This is a genomic window from Mycobacterium sp., from assembly GCF_049647605.1.
Classification (GTDB): Bacteria; Actinomycetota; Actinomycetes; order Mycobacteriales; family Mycobacteriaceae; genus Mycobacterium.
In genome coordinates, this window is the sequence record NZ_JBARXZ010000116.1 from 29044 (window position 1) to 44277 (window position 15234).

15 protein-coding genes are annotated in these 15234 nt (G+C 64.4%); 14 read left to right on the top strand and 1 reads right to left on the bottom strand.

Features of this window, described 5'->3' with window-relative positions:
- Positions 1-37: 37 nt before the first annotated feature.
- The 8 genes from WBB07_RS14950 to WBB07_RS14985 all read left to right on the top strand — a co-directional run bounded on the left by WBB07_RS14950 (position 38) and on the right by WBB07_RS14985 (position 7165).
- On the top strand, positions 38-1045 hold the full coding sequence (locus WBB07_RS14950; RefSeq protein ID WP_526308971.1) for an ABC transporter permease: 1008 nt from the start codon (positions 38-40) through the stop codon (positions 1043-1045).
- On the top strand, positions 1042-1806 hold the full coding sequence (locus tag WBB07_RS14955) for an ATP-binding cassette domain-containing protein (protein ID WP_526308973.1): 765 nt from the start codon (positions 1042-1044) through the stop codon (positions 1804-1806). The genes WBB07_RS14950 and WBB07_RS14955 overlap by 4 nt, the downstream gene beginning before the upstream one ends.
- Before the next feature lie 8 nt (positions 1807-1814).
- The gene (locus tag WBB07_RS14960; protein ID WP_526308975.1) at positions 1815-3335 is read left to right on the top strand and encodes a xylulokinase; all 1521 of its coding nucleotides are present in this window, start codon (positions 1815-1817) and stop codon (positions 3333-3335) included.
- A complete protein-coding gene (locus WBB07_RS14965; RefSeq protein WP_526308977.1) occupies positions 3332-4423 on the top strand; it encodes an amidohydrolase family protein in 1092 nt (363 codons plus the stop codon). The genes WBB07_RS14960 and WBB07_RS14965 overlap by 4 nt, the downstream gene beginning before the upstream one ends.
- Positions 4420-5244 carry a DeoR/GlpR family DNA-binding transcription regulator gene (locus WBB07_RS14970; protein ID WP_526308979.1) on the top strand — a complete coding sequence of 275 codons (825 nt, stop codon included), beginning with the start codon at positions 4420-4422 and terminating at the stop codon, positions 5242-5244. Before WBB07_RS14965 ends, WBB07_RS14970 begins: the two co-directional genes overlap by 4 nt.
- A 189-nt stretch (positions 5245-5433) precedes the next feature.
- On the top strand, positions 5434-6141 hold the full coding sequence (locus WBB07_RS14975; protein ID WP_526308981.1) for a triose-phosphate isomerase: 708 nt from the start codon (positions 5434-5436) through the stop codon (positions 6139-6141).
- A 7-nt stretch (positions 6142-6148) separates the two neighbouring features.
- Entirely contained in the window at positions 6149-6646 is a 498-nt protein-coding gene (locus WBB07_RS14980; RefSeq protein WP_526308983.1) for a secondary thiamine-phosphate synthase enzyme YjbQ, read from the top strand.
- A gap of 24 nt (positions 6647-6670) precedes the next feature.
- The gene (locus WBB07_RS14985) at positions 6671-7165 is read left to right on the top strand and encodes a secondary thiamine-phosphate synthase enzyme YjbQ (RefSeq protein ID WP_526308985.1); all 495 of its coding nucleotides are present in this window, start codon (positions 6671-6673) and stop codon (positions 7163-7165) included.
- 19 nt (positions 7166-7184) lie between these two features.
- Here the strand turns inward: WBB07_RS14985 and WBB07_RS14990 are convergent, their stop codons facing one another.
- Positions 7185-7901 carry a GntR family transcriptional regulator gene (locus WBB07_RS14990; protein WP_526309001.1) on the bottom strand — a complete coding sequence of 239 codons (717 nt, stop codon included), beginning with the start codon at positions 7899-7901 and terminating at the stop codon, positions 7185-7187.
- A 169-nt stretch (positions 7902-8070) separates the two neighbouring features.
- Here WBB07_RS14990 and fadD5 point away from each other — a divergent pair, with 169 nt between their 5' ends.
- From fadD5 to WBB07_RS15020, 6 genes are all read left to right on the top strand, one after another.
- Entirely contained in the window at positions 8071-9666 is a 1596-nt protein-coding gene (gene fadD5, locus WBB07_RS14995; protein ID WP_526309003.1) for a fatty-acid--CoA ligase FadD5, read from the top strand.
- Between the two features lie 418 nt (positions 9667-10084).
- Positions 10085-10798 (top strand): MlaE family ABC transporter permease, encoded by a 714-nt coding sequence (locus tag WBB07_RS15000; RefSeq protein ID WP_526309005.1) that lies wholly within the window; start codon positions 10085-10087, stop codon positions 10796-10798.
- An 18-nt stretch (positions 10799-10816) separates the two neighbouring features.
- The gene (locus tag WBB07_RS15005; protein ID WP_526308987.1) at positions 10817-11686 is read left to right on the top strand and encodes an MlaE family ABC transporter permease; all 870 of its coding nucleotides are present in this window, start codon (positions 10817-10819) and stop codon (positions 11684-11686) included.
- A gap of 2 nt (positions 11687-11688) precedes the next feature.
- Positions 11689-12918, top strand: coding sequence for an MCE family protein (locus WBB07_RS15010; RefSeq protein ID WP_526308989.1), 1230 nt, complete (start codon positions 11689-11691; stop codon positions 12916-12918).
- Positions 12915-13955 (top strand): virulence factor Mce family protein, encoded by a 1041-nt coding sequence (locus tag WBB07_RS15015; protein WP_526308991.1) that lies wholly within the window; start codon positions 12915-12917, stop codon positions 13953-13955. The genes WBB07_RS15010 and WBB07_RS15015 overlap by 4 nt, the downstream gene beginning before the upstream one ends.
- Positions 13952-15234: MCE family protein (locus WBB07_RS15020; RefSeq protein WP_526308993.1), on the top strand; the 1283-nt coding region annotated here is incomplete at its 3' end. The genes WBB07_RS15015 and WBB07_RS15020, both read left to right, overlap by 4 nt.

Genomic DNA, 15234 nt, shown 5'->3' on the forward strand with positions numbered 1-15234 from the left:
ATGACAGCGCCGGCGGCCCGCTTATCGAGAGATGATGATGAAGACAACAACTCCTGATGCCAAGCCCGAATCGGGTGGCCGCCGACTGAATCTCGCCGGCCTGCGTCAAGGCCTGTCCGTGCAGTACATCGGATTGATCGCCGGTCTGGTTGCACTGTCGGTGCTCATGTCATTTCTGAGCCCGTACTTCTTGCGGACCGGAAACCTGCTGAACATCGGTGCGGCCGTGTCATTCACGGGCATTGTTGCCGCGATCACCACTGCCGTGCTGATCAGCGGAGGCCTCGATCTGTCGATCGCCGCGGTGATGGCACTGTCGAGCACGGTGGTCGCCGTCACCACCACCGCCGGGCAGCCGTGGTGGGTGGCCGTCCTGGCCGCCCTGGCCACCGGCGCAGCGGTCGGGTCGCTGAACGGATACGTGATCTCCTATGTGGGGGTCAACCCGTTTGTCGTCACCGTCGCGACGCAGTTCCTTTCTCGCGGAATCGGATTCCTCATCACTGCGGGCATTGCGATGCCGATCAACGATCAGGTGATCCGCATGATCGGGCAGGGCCGACTGATCGGTATCCCGATATCGCTGGTGATCATGGTCCTGGTGTTCATCGTCGTGGGCTTCTTGCTGCGCAAGACGGTCTTCGGCCGGCACTGGTATGCGATCGGCGGCACACCGGACGGCCGGATGGCAAGGCTGGCCGGTGTCCCGGTGGCCAAGCGTCGGTTCCAGCTCTACGTGCTCAGCGGTACGGTCGCCGCCTTGGCCGGCGTGTGCCTGGCCGGCCATACCACCGTGGGTGACGCGTATGCGGCGACCGGTCTGGAGCTGTCGATCCTCGCAGCGGTGATTCTCGGCGGTACCGCCCTCAACGGCGGACGAGGCACGATCATCGGAACGGTGATCGGCGTCGTGCTCATCGGTGTCATCAACAACGGGATCCAACTGCTCAACCTCGGCGTCTCGGCACAGTATCTCTTCCTGGGCGCCGTGCTGTTGTTCGCCGTCGTGTTCGATCAGGTCAGGACACAGAGGGAGCTGCGATGACTACCGAAAGCACGGAAATCGCGTACGAAGCGCGCGGTCTCACAAAGCGATTCGGCGCGATCGTCGCCTGTGACGACATCGGTATCGAGTTCCGGCGCGGTGAGATCACCGCGATCATCGGTGACAACGGTGCGGGGAAGTCGACCCTGATCAAGATGCTGACCGGGGCCACCCGCCCCGACGAGGGGCGGTTGCTGCTCAACGGCGTCGACGTGAAGTTCAACAGCCCGCTCGACGCCCGGCTGCAAGGCGTCGAGGTGGTGTACCAGGAGTTGGCCCTGGCTCCCAACCTCGATGTCACCTCCAACGTGTTCCTCGGGCGCGAGATCTACCGGTGGGGCGTGCTCGACACGCGCCGGATGGTTCAGAGTGCGCGTAATGAGGTTGCCACGCTGAACATCAATCTTCCTGGCGTCAGCGGTATCCCGATCGGTTCGATGTCCGGCGGTCAACGCCAGTGTGTGGCCATTGCGCGTTCGGCCTACTGGGCCAAGGACATCATGTTGCTCGACGAGCCCACTGCGGCGCTCGGATTGCGGGAATCTCAAGCGGTCCTGGAACTGATCAAGCGGATTCGGGCCCGGGGATTGGCGGTGGGCATCATCAGCCACGATCTGCCGCACGTCGCCGAACTCGCCGACCGGGTGGTCGTCCTGCGCCACGGCCGCAAGGTCGCCGACATCGCGCACCAGAAGGTCACGGTCCCGCAGCTGATGGATCTCATCGTCAACGGAAATCCCTCTGCCTCGGTGAATGGGTGAGGTTGCACGTGTCCGAATCGGCAACGGCCGACCTGCTCCTCGGTATCGACGTCGGCACCACCGGGACGAAGACCATGCTGCTGCGGTCCGACGGCTCGGTGGTGGCGGAGGCTTACAGCGGCTACGGCGTCGCACGACCTCGGCCGTTGATCGTCGAGCAGGATGCCGAGGCGTGGTGGCAGTCGGTGGTGCAGACGGTGCGCAGCTGCCTGTCGGCCGTCGACAGCGGCCGAGTGCGGGCCATGAGTGTGTCGGCGCAGGGCGGCACGCTGGTGGCCGTCGACGACCGGGGCGCTCCGCTGGCCCCGGCACGATCCTGGCTGGATCGCCGTGCCGGTGACCAGGTGGACCGCCTGGCCGACCGCTTCGGACACACTCCGTTCTTCGAGCGCACCGGGTGGCGACTCTTCGGGGCGTACAACTGTGTGCAGTTGCTGGATCTGCGCCAGCACGATCATGATCTGTTCACCAGTGCCGCAGCGTTTCTCGGGACGGCGGACTTCCTCAACCTGCGGTTGACCGGGCATCGCGTCTCGGACCTCAACAGTGCCGGCATCACGCAGCTGACCAATGCCGCGGCCGGCGACTGGGACGGCGACATCCTGGACTTCATCGGCGTCCCGGAGTCCAAGCTGCCGGAGCTACGCTCACCCGGCTCCCTGCTGGGGACCTTGACCCCGGACGCCGCCGCACCTCTGGGGCTGGATACCGACGTCGCGGTGATAGCCGGGGGACATGACCAGTACTGCGCCGCACTGGGGGCCGGGATGACCGAGCCCGGCGACGTTCTGGTGTCGACGGGTACCGCGTGGGTGGTCCTGGGCATCACTGCGTCACCGATCCCCGACCCGAACCAGAACTTCGGATTCGGGCCACACGTGGTGGACGGCGTCTGGGGCGAGTTCGGTTCGCTCCGCAACGGCGGGGTCTGCCTGGATTGGGCCCGCGCACTGATGAGCACCGACACCGCCACCGACGATTACGCGACGGTGCAACGGCTCGCCTCGACGGTGGCCCCCGGTGCCGAAGGGTTGCGGTTTTTTCCGCATTTCGACGGCACCAACACACCGACCTGGGACGATCGCGCCAAGGGCACTGCCGTCGGGCTCGAACTCCGACACGGCAAGGCCGAGTTCTATCGTGCCGTCATGGAGGGGGTGTGTTTCGAGCTGCGTCGTGTTCTCGACGGGTACCAGGCGTTCGGGCCCGAGATCTCCAGGCTGACCGTGCTCGGCGGTGCCGCCAACAGCCCACTGTGGACCGGGATCATCGCCGATGTGCTGGGACGGCCGGTCGAGGTGTCGCAGGTGCCCCACAGCGCCTGTGTGGGTGCGGTGATCCTGGCCGGCGTGGGTGCCGGCGTCTGGCCCGATATCGCGTCGGCCTGCGCTGCCGCCATCCCCGCCGGGCAGACGACCCAGCCGTCCCACAACGTTCACGCCTACCAAGACCTGTTCGCCCGGTATGTGGCGCAAGCACACGACGTGCTCGCGCTCTATACCGACAGCAGTCCGGGAGCCAACCGATGACCCCTTTCACTCTCACCGACTACGACCGTCGGTTCTACCGTGACCGGATCGCCGACTTCCTGCCGAACCGCATCGTGGATTGCCATACCCATGTCTGGACCGAAGAGCATCTGCTGCCTGCCGAAGGTGCGGCACCCAGCCGGTCGGCGGCCTGGGCGGCATCGGTGGCCCGCGTCCATCCGCTCGAACAGTTGATGTCGAGCTATCAGATCCTGTTGGAGGGCAAGACAGTCACGCCGGTGATCTTCCCCGGGATCGAGACGAACATCGATCACGGCAGCAACAACGAGTATGTGACGCGATCAGCAACCGGGCACGGCTTCCCATCCCTGGCGTTGACCAAACCGACAATGACGGCGGACGAGTTCGAATCGACGATCCGCGACGGAAAGCACCGCGGTTGCAAGCCGTATCTCAACTTTGCCCCGGAATACATTCCGCAGGACGAGATTCGGATCTACGACTTCCTGCCACACGCTCACCTGGAGGTTCTCGATCGCAACGGCTGGGCGGCCATGCTGCACATCCCCCGGCCCGGCCGGCTGGCCGATCCGCTCAACCTGGCCCAGTTACAAGAGATCGACAGCACCTATCCGAACGCCCGCATCATCATCGCTCACATCGGCCGGGCGTACACCGTGCACGACATCGGCGACGGCATGGACGTGCTCTCACGTACCCGGAACCTGGTGGTCGACCTCACCGCCAACACCAATTCGGCGGTGATGCGCCGGCTGATCGACGCGGTGGGGCCGCGGCGAATACTCTTCGGCAGCGATCTGCCGATCTTCACCATGCGAGCCCACCGCATCGTCGAGGACAACCGTTACGTCAACGTGGTGCCACGTGGTCAATACCGCATCGCGCCCGGTGATTCGACGATGCGGGAGACCGATGACATCGACGAGATCACCCTCTTGATCTATGAAGAGCTGGACGCATTCCGGCAAGCTGCGGAGTTGGCGGGGTTGTCGCGAGCAGACATCGAGGACGTCTTCCACGACAATGCCGCGAGACTGTTCGACTTGAGTTCGACGGTGGCTGCGCCGCAGCATTCCGCTGACCGGGGGATGGGGGAATCACGGTGACCGCACGGCAGAGATGGAATCGGATCCTCGAGATCGTCACCGAAGCCGGCTATGTGGATGTCGACGATGCCGCCGGTCGGCTCGGGGTCTCGGCGGCAACCGTTCGCCGAGACCTGGACCGGCTGGCCCAGCAGCAGCTGGTCACCCGCACCCGGGGCGGGGCGGTGTCGAACTCCACCGCCTATGATCTGCCGTTGCGTTACAACGCGGAACGCAATGTGCCACAAAAGATGCAGATTGCCGAGGCGGCCAGCGCGCGGGTCGCACTGGGCACCGTGGTGGCCATCACCGGTGGCACGACGACCACCGAAGTGGCCCGCCATCTCGCGATGCGCGCAGATCTGCACGGCGGGTCTATGAGACCGGCATTGACCATCGTCACCAATGCCATCAACATCGCCAACGAGCTGACGGTGCGGGCCACGCTGCAGCTGGTGGTGGTCGGGGGGATGGTGCGTTCTCAGTCCTACGAACTCATCGGCCGGCTGGCCACCTTGATCCTCGACGAGATTTCGATCGACGAGGCGATCCTGGGCGGTAACGCGCTGGACTTGTCGACCGGATTGACGTGCCACAATGAATCAGAGGCGGCAATAGCGGCCGAGATTGCGCGACGTGCGTCCAAAGTCACTGCGGTACTTGACTCGTCCAAACTGGGCAAGCGGGCGCTGGCGCGGGTGTGCGCCACCGAGCAGCTCGACACCCTCATCACGGATTCGGATGCGGATCCGGAGTTCACCGCCGAGCTGGCGGCCCGCGGCGTCGAAGTTGTCACTGCGTCGGCAACAACCCGCAACGTCAATTCCGCAGAGGCCCCCTGAGGCCGACCGGGTCGGTTCACGGGGGTTGGTGAGACGCTGCACGGCGATTCCGCGGCTGTGTGGTGCCCGAGATGGCTGCCAATGTCCATTCTCGAGAAGGAACAAGGGATAGGAAACGTTTATGTGCCCGAGTAGTGGCGAAGGCGCCACCGGGGTTTTCCGGTTGCTTCGACCGTCCCGGATCGTTCGATGAAACCGTTGATCAAAGCTCCCTTTTTCGAGATCGGGGTGAAGAATTATCTCTTCGGTGACGCGGTGTTCGAACTCGCGGTTGCAGCAGACCGGGCCGCCGTGCAGTACGACATCGACATCCTGTTCATCGCTCCCTATGCGGATATTCGCCGGATCGCCGAGGGCACACAACGATTGGTGATCCTGGCGCCGTACATGGACACCATTCGGCCGGGCCGGGGCCTCGCGGATGTGCTGCCGGAGAGCCTGAAAGCAGCTGGGGCCAAGGGGGTTGTCGTCAACCACTCGGAACGCCCGATGTCGTTGGTCCAGATCCGCCAAACCATCGAACGCGCCGACGAACTCGATCTCCTCACGTTCGCCTGCGCGGACACCGTCGACGACGCACGGGCCATCGCGCTCTACCGGCCCGACATCCTGAACCCGGAACCGTCCGCGCTGATCGGCTCCGGACAGACCGGCGGCGTCGAGTTCATGCGCGAGAGCACCATTGCGGTCAAGGAGATCTCGGCCGACACCCTCGTCGAACAGGCCGCCGGAATCACCACCGCCGAACACGTTCACGACTACATCGCCGGGGGCGCCGACGGAGTGGGGGTGGCCTCCGGCATCGCCTGTGCCGAGGATCCGGTCGAACGGTTGCACCACCTGCTCGATGCCTTCGTTCACGCCCGTTCCGTTCGTACCTCACCATCACACAGTTAGGACAGCAATGGTCATCCACAGCCGGACCCTGAACACCACCTCCCACGGAAGGCGTCCGTCCTTTCATCAACTCACCGACGGCGTGAAGGAGACTGTCGCCGAATCTGGGGTGAAAGAAGGGATCTGCGTGATCTCGACCCACCACACCACCTGTTCGGTGATGATCCAGGAAGCCTCATTCGACACCACCTACAACGGGCTGGAGTTCCTGCAGCAGGATCTCTGGGACGTTTTCGAGAAGATCATCCCGACCTCGCGCGTGGAGGGCCAGTACAAGCACCCCGGCCCCGAACTCACGGAGTTCTCCCGGCAGCACGGCGAGGAAAAGCACGAGACGCTCAACACCGATGCGCATCTGCGCTCGGCGTTCCTGGGGCGCAGCGAGACCTTGCCGGTCATCGACGGACAGCTGGATCTCGGTCAGTTCGCCCACGTTTACTTTGTCGATTTCGACCAGACTCGATCACGGAATCGTCAAGTCTCCGTGCGCATCATCGGTGAGTAAGCCACCCTTCTTCGAGGAGTTCTCATGACGACTTTCCACCATTCGTTCACCATCAAATCCGACCGCCGGCCCACCTTCGAGGATGTCACCGAGCAGGCGCAAGCCGCGGCTCGTGACTCCGGCCTCGGCGACGGCGTGGTGATGGTGTACTCGCAGCACACGACCTGCAGCGTGCTGATCCAAGAGCAGTCCGACGATGTGGACTTCTGGGGCGAGCAGTACATCCTGCAAGACATGATCAACGGTCTGGCGAAGGTCTACCCCACCTGCACCACCAACGGTCAGTATCTGCACCCCGGACCCGAGCACGTCCGGATCGCTGGGGAAGAGCGCGGCGAGAAGGCCTGGGAGAGCCTCAACACCGACGCCCACCTGCGGTCGGTGCTGCTCGGACGCTCGGTGACGGTGCCGCTGCAGGACCATGAGTTGCAGCTGGGCAGATTCGGACGCATCTACTTCGCCGATCTCGACCAGGTGCAGGCCCGGGAACGCACCGTGCGCATCTCGATTGTCGGATAGCGCACCGCGGGGGACCAGATCAGTCCCAGATCCCGCTGCTCTCCAAGGCCCCGGTCAGGCGCAGCGCGCCGTCGGTGAACTGCCAGGTGGTGTGTTCGACGGCCCCCTCCACGTCGCGGGCCCGTAAGGCGGCGATCAGCCTGTGGTGGTTGTCCACCGCATCGGCGCCCCATCGGGGGTCGGCGGCATAGAGCAGCGGCGGCATCCACCGGGCGACATGGAGCAGGAACCAGGCGAGCTTGATGCGGCCGGCGACCCTGTTGAACGCGCGGTGGAAGGCGAACTCGGCTGCGACCACGGCGTCGCTGTCGGCGGATTCGACTGTTGTGGCCAGGGTTTCGTTGATCCGGCCCAACTCGTCGATCTCGGTGTCGGTGATCCGGGCGGTGGCGCTGGCCGCCAACTCCCGGGCCATCGTCGACTGCAGCCAGAAGATGTCGGCGATGCCTTGGCGGGTCATCGGCAGTACTACGTATCCGCGGTTCGGTTCCAGCCGGACCAGGCCATCTCCACGTAGCGTCAGCAGTGCTTCCCGGACCGGGGTGATGCTCACTCCGAGTTGGGCGGCCGTGTCATCCAAGCGGATGAAGGAACCTGGTTTCAGGGACCCCGACATGATCTCGGCCCGCAATCGGCTCGCCACATCGTCGGAGAGCTGGGTGCGCTCCACTCCCGGTGGCTTCGACCTCCGCGGCTTCGACGCCCGCCGCGGCTGATCGCCCGGTTTCGCTTCCACTGCTGCCTTCACGCGCTCCTCGAGCTGGGTGTCACGGGTTGTCTGCTCGGCGCCCAGCACCTACTGTGACCGAGACCACACAGTGTTTGATCAAATGTGAAATCCGCGCAAGTCGGGGATGGTGACGGCGCGGCGGACCGCGAAGGGGCAGTGATCGTTGACCGCACAGTTGAACGGACCGACAGACGAGCGCACTTCCGCCGATCCGACGAGAGTGGCCCAGCCCTACCTGGCCCGCCGCCAGAACTGGAACACCCAGCTCGCACGGCATGCACTGATGCAACCCGCTGCTGCCGCGCTGCGCTTCCTGGGGCACACCACCACCTGGGCGCAGCTCGACGCCCGCGTCACCGCATTGGCTGATGCGCTGGCCGGCCGTGGAGTCATGCCGGGCGACCGGGTGATGATCCTCATGCTCAACCGCACGGAATTCATCGAGTCCGTCCTGGCCGCCAACCTGCTGGGAGCCATCGCCGTCCCGGTGAATTTCCGACTCACGCCGCCGGAGATCGCCCTCCTGGTATCCGATTGCGGCGCTCAGGTCGTGATCACCGAATCGGTGCTGGCACCGGTGGCAGTAGGTGTCCGTGGCCTGGTCCCGGCGCTGGAGACGGTGATCGTCGCCGGCGCCCCCACCGACGACGGTGTGCTGGGATACGAGGACCTGCTCGCCCAAGGCGGACAGCCGCATGTGCCGGTCGACGTGCCCAATGACAGTCCAGCCGTGATCATGTACACCTCGGGGACCACCGGGCGTCCCAAAGGTGCGGTGCTGACCCACACCAACCTCACCGGCCAGACCATGACGATGCTCTACACGAACGGGGCCGATATCAACGCCGACGTCGGTTTTGTCGGCGTCCCGCTGTTCCACATCGCCGGGATCGGGAACCTGCTTGTCGGACTCACCCTCGGCATTCCGACGGTCATCCATCCGCTCGGGACCTTTGACCCTGCCCAGCTGTTGGACGTGCTCGAAACCGAGCGGGTCACCGGGGTTTTCCTGGTGCCCGCGCAGTGGCAGGCGGTGTGCGCGGTGCAACGCGCCGCGCCGCGGAGTTTGAGGCTGCGCGTGATGTCCTGGGGAGCGGCCCCGGCTTCGGACACGCTGCTGCGGGAGATGTCCGAGACTTTCCCCAACACCTTGATCCTGGCAGCCTTCGGACAAACCGAGATGTCTCCGGTGACGTGCATGTTGTTGGGAGACGACGCAACCCGCAAACTGGGGTCGGTGGGCCGGGTGATCCCGACGGTGTCTGCGCGCGTCGTCGACGAGAACATGGAAGACGTGGCCGTCGGCGAGGTCGGTGAAATCGTCTATCGCGCACCGACCCTGATGGCGGGCTATTGGAACAACCCGGAAGCCACCGCGGAGGCGTTCGCCGGCGGCTGGTTCCACTCCGGAGATCTGGTCCGCCAAGACTCTGAGGGGTACATCTGGGTGGTCGACCGTAAGAAGGACATGATCATCTCCGGCGGCGAGAACATCTACTGCGCCGAAGTCGAGAACATCCTGGCGAGCCACCCGGGGATCGTCGAGGTGGCGGTGATCGGGCGCGACCACCACAAGTGGGGTGAAGTTCCGGTTGCCATCGTGTCGGTCTCTACGGAATTGACGCTCGAGGATCTCGAAGAATTCCTCGTTGACCGGTTGGCCCGGTACAAGCACCCGCGTGGGCTCGAGATCGTGGACGCCCTTCCGCGCAATCCCGCCGGCAAAGTGTTGAAGACGGAATTGCGGGCGCGATTCTCCCGTGTCGAGTAGCCTGCTGGCCTAGGTGAAATGCTCTGTCTCAAGCCAATTCTCGCGTTCTTATCCGATTGTTTACGGGGGTGAAAATTTCGAGTGGCCCTCGAGGGGCGGTTAATCGAGCCGATGCGGTACCCGCTCGCCGCGCGATCGGGTACATTCCTGTGGTCCGTCTTACTACTCGCGAGTAGGGAGGCGGGTACCACTTACTTGGGTCGGGCCGAGGAGGGAGCGTGGACGATAGCTCGGTTCAGCGGGGCGACCCATGTCGGGACCACCCATATCGGTGCGAGTTGCACCGATATGAGGTGCATCGAGACGGCGTCGTGATCGCACCCAGGGTGCTTCGGTGACGCCGTCCGCCGGCGGTCTCACCGGCTACGTGCGCGAACAGTTGCGCACGCCGCTGGAGCTCGTGGGCGGCTTCTTCCGGATGTGTGTGCTCGCGGGAAGGGCCCTGCTGCGGCCGTTTCAGTGGCGCGAGTTCATCGATCAGAGCTGGTTTCTGATGCGGGTCGCGTTCCTGCCGACCGTCGCCGTCTCCATCCCGTTGACCGTGCTGATCATCTTCACTCTCAATATCCTGCTGGCCGAATTCGGCGCCGCCGACGTCTCCGGGGCCGGTGCGGCGCTGGGCGCAGTGACCCAGTTGGGGCCATTGGTGACGGTGCTGGTGGTCGCCGGCGCCGGCTCCACCGCCATCTGTGCCGACCTGGGTGCGCGAACCATCCGCGAAGAGATCGATGCGCTCGAGGTACTCGGTATCGACCCCATCCACCGGCTGGTGGTGCCGCGCGTCGCGGCCTCGACCTTTGTGGCGTTCCTGCTCAACGGCGCCGTCATCACCATCGGCCTGGTCGGCGGTTTCATCTTCGGGGTCTACATCCAGAACGTCTCCGCCGGCGCCTACGTCTCCACGCTGACATTGGTCACCGGTCTGCCCGAAGTGCTGATCTCGGTGGTCAAGGCGCTGACATTCGGCTTGATCGCCGGCCTGGTCGGCTGCTATCGCGGTTTGACGGTCGCCGGCGGCGCCAAGGGTGTCGGTACCGCGGTCAACGAAACCCTGGTGCTCTGCGTGGTGGCGCTCTTTGCGGTGAACGTGGTGCTGACCACCATCGGTGTGCGGTTCGGGACGGGGCGCTGACATGACGGGACCAGTCACATGACGGCGAATCAGGTTCTCCGGGGTCGCTTTCCCCGCGCCTACGGCAACGCGGACCGAGTTGTCGGCGCCCCGGGGCGGTTCCTCGACTCGGTGGGGCACGTCGCCTGGTTTGTTGTCACCGCCGTCGGCTCGATCGGACACGCCCTGCGCCACTACCGCCGCGAGGTGCTGCGCCTGGTGGCCGAGATCGGGATGGGCACCGGTGCGATGGCGGTCATCGGCGGCACCGTGGCCATCGTCGGATTTGTCACCCTCTCCGGCGGATCCCTGATCGCAATCCAGGGTTTCGCGTCCCTGGGCAACATCGGAGTCGAGGCCTTCACCGGCTTCTTCGCCGCACTGGTCAACGTGCGCATCGCCGCGCCCGTGGTGGCCGGCCAGGCGCTGGCCGCAACGGTCGGGGCGGGTGCCACCGCCGAACTGGGCGCCATGCGGATCAGCGAGGAGATCGACGCACTGGAAGTGATGGGCATCAAATCGATCTCATACCTGGTGTCCACCCGGATCCTCGCGGGGTTTGTGGTGATCATCCCGCTGTATGCGATGGCCATCATCATGAGCTTCCTGTCCGCCCAGATCACCACGACGTTCTTCTACGGACAGTCGCTGGGCACCTACGAGCACTACTTCCGGACGTTTCTGCGTCCCGACGACGTGATGTGGTCCTTTGTCCAGGCGATCATCATCTCGGTCATCGTGATGCTCAACCACTGCTACTACGGCTACAACGCCAGCGGTGGTCCGGTCGGTGTGGGTGAGGCCGTGGGCCGCTCGATGCGGGCCTCGCTGGTGCTGATCGTTGTTGTCGTCCTGCTGGCATCGTTGGCGCTCTACGGCGTCGACCCGAACTTCAACCTGACGGTGTAGCCATGACCGCACCCGGGCAAGTCAGGTCGCAGGAGAACACCCGCCGCACTCCGCCTTACAAGCTGGCGGGGCTGGTGCTGCTGGTGATCACCGCCGTGGTGGTCACGCTGGTGTACATCCAGTTCCGCGGTGGGTTCACACCCACGACAAAACTCACCATGATCTCGGACCGGGCGGGACTGGTGATGGACCCGGGCTCCAAGGTCACCTTCAACGGGGTGGAGATCGGCCGCGTCGCCGACGTCGGGCCGGTCGACCAGGGCGATACCACCAAGGCGCAGCTCACCCTCGACGTCAACCCGCGATACATCGACCTGATCCCGGCGAACGTCAACGCGAACATCCAGGCGACGACGGTCTTCGGCAACAAGTACGTGTCGTTGCATTCCCCGGAGAACCCGGCGAGCGCCCGCATCACCTCCGCCGATGTCATCGACGTATCCGGTGTGACAACGGAATTCAACACCCTGTTCGAGACCATCACCTCGATCTCCGAGCAGGTCGATCCGGTGAAGCTCAACCTCACCCTGTCGGCGACAGCAGAGGCGCTGACCGGTCTCGGCTCGAAGTTCGGTGCATCGATCGTCAAGGGCAACACCGTCCTCGACAACATCAACCCGCGGATGCCGCAGATCCGGACCGACGTACAGGGGTTGGCCGATCTGGCCGATGTCTACACCGGCGCGGCGCCGGATCTGTTCACCTCCCTGGACAACGCGGTGATCACCGCGCGCACCTTGAACGAACAGCGGGCCGATCTGGATGCCGCGCTACTGGCCGCAGTGGGATTCGGCAACACCGCCGGGGACGTCTTCGAACGTGGCGGACCGTATCTGGTGCGTGGTGTGAAGGATCTGGTGCCGACCGCGACGACCTTGGACCGGAACAGTCCGGCGCTGTTCTGCACGGTCCGCAACTACGCCACCAGCGTCCCGAAAGCTGCCGCGGCGCTGGGAGGTAACGGCTACTCGCTGAACACCAACACCACATTCCTGGGTGCGGAAAACCCGTACGTCTACCCGGACAACCTGCCGAGGGTCAACGCCAAAGGTGGTCCCGGTGGCGCTCCCGGATGCTGGCAGGAGATCACCCGGGAACTCTGGCCGGCACCGTATCTCGTGATGGACACCGGGGCGTCGATCGCGCCGTACAACCACTTCGAACTGGGCCAGCCGATTCTCACCGAGTACGTCTGGGGTCGCCAGGTGGGGGAGAACACGATCAACCCATGAAAATCACCGGTACCGCCGTGAAACTGGGCGCCTTTTCCCTGGTGCTGTTGATGTTCACTGCCGTCATCATCATCGTGTTCGGCCAGATCCGGTTCGACCGGACCTACAGCTACTCCGCAGAGTTCAACAATGCCAGCGGATTACGTGCCGGCCAGTTCGTCCGTGCCTCCGGTGTGGAAGTGGGCAAGGTCTCGAAGATCAGACTGCTCGACGGGGGCGACCGGGTCCGAGTCGACTTCGACGTCGACCGCTCCCTGCCGCTGTACCAGTCGACCAGTGCCCAGATCCGCTACCAGGATCTGATCGGCAACCGATATCTCGAATTGCAGCGTGGACAGGGGGGCGGAGCCGATCTGGTCCTGCCCCCGGGCGGCGCCATCCCGCTCTCACGCACCACACCTGCTCTGGACCTCGACGCGCTCATCGGCGGATTCAAACCACTGTTCCGGGCATTGGATCCCGAGAAGGTCAACAACATCGCCCAGTCCATCATCACCGTGTTCCAGGGACAAGGTGGCACCATCAACGACATCCTGGACCAGACCGCACAGCTGACGAATGCGCTTGCCGATCGCGACCGGGCGATCGGTGAGGTGATCACCAACCTCAACACCGTTCTGGCCACAACAGTGAAGCACCAGAAGGAATTCGACGAAACGGTCCACAACTTCGAAGTGCTCATCACCGGGCTGAAGAACCGTGCCGACCCACTGGCGGATTCGGTGGCCGGTATCAGCAACGCGGCAGGCACTCTGGGAGATCTGTTGGCCGACAACCGGCCGGTGCTCAAGGAGACCGTCGGCCACCTGGAGACGATCCAGCAGCCGTTGATCGACGAGCGGGCCCAGGTCGAGGACACCCTGACCAAGCTGCCCAACGCGCTGAAGATCATCGGCCGTGCCGGTGGCGTGTACGGCGATTTCTTCAACTTCTATCTCTGCGACCTGAATCTGAAGCTCAACGGACTACAGCCTGGAGGGCCGGTCCGCACGGTGAAGGTGTTCACCCAGCCGACGGGCAGGTGCACGCCCCAATGAGGACACTCGAAGGATCCAACCGGGTCCACAACGGCGTCATCGGGATCCTGATCCTGGTGCTGGTGGTCGGCGTGGGACAGAGCCTCTCCAGTGTGCCGATGCTGTTTGCCCAACCCACGTACTACGGACTGTTCACCGATTCCGGCGGACTCAGTACCGGCGACAAGGTGCGGATCGCCGGGATGGACGTCGGTACGGTGCAGAGCCTGGACATCGAGGGTGACCACGTCAAGATGGGCTTCTCGTTGGGCGGCAACCAAATCGGCACCGAGTCCCGGATGGCCATCCGCACCGACACGATCCTGGGAAAGAAGGTCCTCGAGATCGATCCCCACGGCAGCCAGACCTTGCGGGCATCAGGTGTGCTGCCGATCGGTCAGAGCACCACGCCTTATCAGATCTACGACGCGTTCTTCGATGTCACCAAAGCGGCCGCGGGCTGGGATATCCAGACCGTCAAGGAGTCGCTGAACGTGCTCAGTGAGACCGTCGAGGAAACCTCACCGCATCTGAGCGCCGCCCTCGACGGCGTGGCACGGTTCTCCGACACCATCGGCAAACGTGATGACCAATTCAAGCAACTGCTCGCCAACGCCAACAAGGTGGCCGGTGTGCTCGGGGACCGCAGCGAGCAGATCAACCAGTTGTTGTTGAACTCACGGTCCCTGCTGGCGGCGATCAACGAACGCGGTCAGGCGATCGACTATCTGCTGGAGCACGTGTCGCTGGTGTCGCGGCAGTTCCAAGGGCTGATCAACGACAACCCGAACCTGAACAAGGTGCTCGAACAGTTGCAGACCGTCAGCGGCATTCTCGAGCAGCACAAGTTCGACCTGCAGGACTCGCTGGCGACGTTGAGCAAGTTCACTGCGTCCCTGGCCGAGGCCATCGGTTCCGGTCCGTACTTCAAGGTGATCATCATCAACCTGCTACCCGGCCAAGTGGTACAGCCCTTCATCGATGCGGCGTTCAAGAAGAGGGGCATCGACCCCGAACAGTTCTGGCGTAACGCCGGGTTGCCGGCGTTCCAGTTCCCGGACCCCAACGGTCAGCGCCAGCCCAACGGGGCTCCGCCGCCCGCGCCGCGGGTGCTCGAGGGCACCCCGGATTTCCCCGGACCCGCCGTCCCGCCCGGCTCGCCCTGCTCGTACACCCCGCCCGCCGACGGTATCCCGACGCCAGGCAATCCGCTGCCGTGCGCCGACCTGACGGTCGGGCCGTACGGGGACAACCCGTACGGCCCCAATTACGGTCCGCCACAGGGGGTCCTGACCTCGCC

Coding starts and splice junctions, on each gene's coding strand:
- WBB07_RS14950 (WP_526308971.1), top strand. CDS start 38: ATGAAGACAACAACTCCTGATGCCAAGCCCGAATCGGGTGGCCGCCGA.
- WBB07_RS14955 (WP_526308973.1), top strand. CDS start 1,042: ATGACTACCGAAAGCACGGAAATCGCGTACGAAGCGCGCGGTCTCACA.
- WBB07_RS14965 (WP_526308977.1), top strand. CDS start 3,332: ATGACCCCTTTCACTCTCACCGACTACGACCGTCGGTTCTACCGTGAC.
- WBB07_RS14975 (WP_526308981.1), top strand. CDS start 5,434: ATGAAACCGTTGATCAAAGCTCCCTTTTTCGAGATCGGGGTGAAGAAT.
- WBB07_RS14980 (WP_526308983.1), top strand. CDS start 6,149: ATGGTCATCCACAGCCGGACCCTGAACACCACCTCCCACGGAAGGCGT.
- WBB07_RS14985 (WP_526308985.1), top strand. CDS start 6,671: ATGACGACTTTCCACCATTCGTTCACCATCAAATCCGACCGCCGGCCC.
- WBB07_RS15000 (WP_526309005.1), top strand. CDS start 10,085: ATGTGTGTGCTCGCGGGAAGGGCCCTGCTGCGGCCGTTTCAGTGGCGC.
- WBB07_RS15005 (WP_526308987.1), top strand. CDS start 10,817: ATGACGGCGAATCAGGTTCTCCGGGGTCGCTTTCCCCGCGCCTACGGC.
- WBB07_RS15010 (WP_526308989.1), top strand. CDS start 11,689: ATGACCGCACCCGGGCAAGTCAGGTCGCAGGAGAACACCCGCCGCACT.
- WBB07_RS15015 (WP_526308991.1), top strand. CDS start 12,915: ATGAAAATCACCGGTACCGCCGTGAAACTGGGCGCCTTTTCCCTGGTG.